A 1,824-nucleotide genomic window follows, 5' to 3' on the forward strand; every position below is an offset into this window, starting at 1 on the left:
CCGTTGAACCTGGTCTTCGGCATCGCCGCGGCCTGGGCGATCGCCAAGTTCGAGTTCCGCGGCAAGGCCGTGCTGACGACGCTGGTCGACCTGCCGTTCGCGGTCTCGCCGGTGGTGGCGGGCCTGATCTACGTGCTGGTGTTCGGCGCCCAGGGCTGGTTCGGGCCCTGGCTGCAGGCGCACGACATCAAGATCATCTTCGCCGTGTCCGGCATCGTGCTGGCGACCGTGTTTGTGACCTTTCCGTTCATCGCGCGGGAACTGATCCCGCTAATGCAGGCCCAGGGCACGGATGAAGAGCAGGCCGCGATCGTGCTCGGCGCGACCGGCTGGCAGACCTTCTGGCGCGTCACGCTGCCGAACATCAAATGGGGCCTGCTGTACGGCGTGATCCTGTGCAATGCGCGTGCGATGGGCGAGTTCGGCGCGGTGTCGGTGGTCTCGGGCCATATCCGCGGCCAGACCAACACTATGCCGTTGCACGTCGAAGTGCTCTACAACGAATACCAGTCGGTGGCCGCCTTCGCGGTGGCCTCGCTGCTGGCCATCCTGGCGCTTGTCACGCTGGTGATCAAGTCGGTCATTGAATGGCGCCACGAGCGCGAGATGAAGGCGATCGCCGAGCTGCCGCCCGAGCGCCCGACGCCGGCGACCTGAAAGAGAGAAACCATGAGCATCGAAATCAGAAACGTCAGCAAGCAATTCGGTGATTTCCACGCCTTGCGCGATGTGAGCCTGGATGTGGCGTCGGGTGAACTGGTCGCCTTGCTGGGCCCGTCGGGCTGCGGCAAGACCACGCTGCTGCGCATCATTGCGGGCCTGGAGACCGCGGGCGCCGGCAGCATCCTGTTCTCGGGCGAGGACACCACCGATGTCCATGTTCGCGAGCGCCAGGTCGGCTTCGTGTTCCAGCACTACGCGCTGTTCCGCCACATGACGGTGTTCGAGAACGTCGCCTTCGGCCTGCGCGTCAAGCCGCGCGGCCTGCGCCCGAGCGAGGCGCAGATCAAGGCCAAGGTGCACGACCTGCTCAAGCTGGTGCAGCTCGACTGGCTGGCCGACCGCTATCCGTCGCAGCTGTCGGGTGGCCAGCGCCAGCGCATCGCGCTGGCTCGTGCGCTGGCGGTCGAGCCCAAGGTCCTGCTGCTCGACGAGCCTTTCGGCGCCCTCGACGCCAAGGTGCGCAAGGAGCTGCGCCGCTGGCTGCGCCGGCTGCACGACGAATTGCATGTCACCAGCATCTTCGTCACCCACGACCAGGAAGAGGCACTGGAGGTGGCCGACCGCGTGGTGCTGATGAACAGCGGCCGTATCGAGCAGGTCGGCTCGCCGCAGGAGGTCTGGGACCATCCGGCCAGCCCCTTCGTCTACGGCTTCCTCGGCGACGTGAACCTGTTCCATGGCCGTTCGCTTGAGGGCGAGGTGCAGGTCGAGGGCATCCGGCTCGACACGCGCGACCAGCAGGGGCTGCGCGACGGCAAGGCGCTGGCCTATGTACGGCCGCACGACCTGGGCGTCGAGCGCTACGCGCCGGGGGCCAGCGGCATCGTCGCGACCCTGACCCGGGCGATCGTCGTCGGACCGATCGCGCGGCTGGAACTCGAACCGGTCGAATCGAATCCTGATAATCCGGGCTCCGGAACCATCATCGAAGCGCAACTCCCTGCGCAACAGTTCCGGGACCTCGCATTGCGCGAGGGCGACAAGGTCGTCGCCACGCCGCGCAAGGCGAGGGTGTTCGTAGAGGATTGGGTTTCACCTTGAATGTGATCGACTGGTATTTCGGCGCGCCGCGGCGTGCCCTGGCATTGATCTGCCTGGCGT

General features: G+C 66.3%; 2 protein-coding genes. Both read left to right on the forward strand.

Going from position 1 to position 1,824, the window contains the following annotated elements; translation table 11 throughout:
• The coding region (gene cysW / locus AC1DY5_RS53940; RefSeq protein ID WP_478122410.1) for a sulfate ABC transporter permease subunit CysW at window positions 1–657 on the forward strand (657 nt) is incomplete at its 5' end.
• 12 nt (window positions 658–669) lie between these two features.
• Complete coding sequence (locus AC1DY5_RS53945) at window positions 670–1,764, forward strand: sulfate/molybdate ABC transporter ATP-binding protein (protein ID WP_478122411.1); 1,095 nt, start codon at window positions 670–672, stop codon at window positions 1,762–1,764.
• Window positions 1,765–1,824: the final 60 nt, after the last annotated feature.

The organism is Variovorax sp. P4_D9 (assembly GCF_056401695.1).

Bases quoted from the DNA above. Each gene is read 5' to 3' on its own strand.
- AC1DY5_RS53945 (WP_478122411.1), top strand. From the start codon at position 670: ATGAGCATCGAAATCAGAAACGTCAGCAAGCAATTCGGTGATTTCCAC.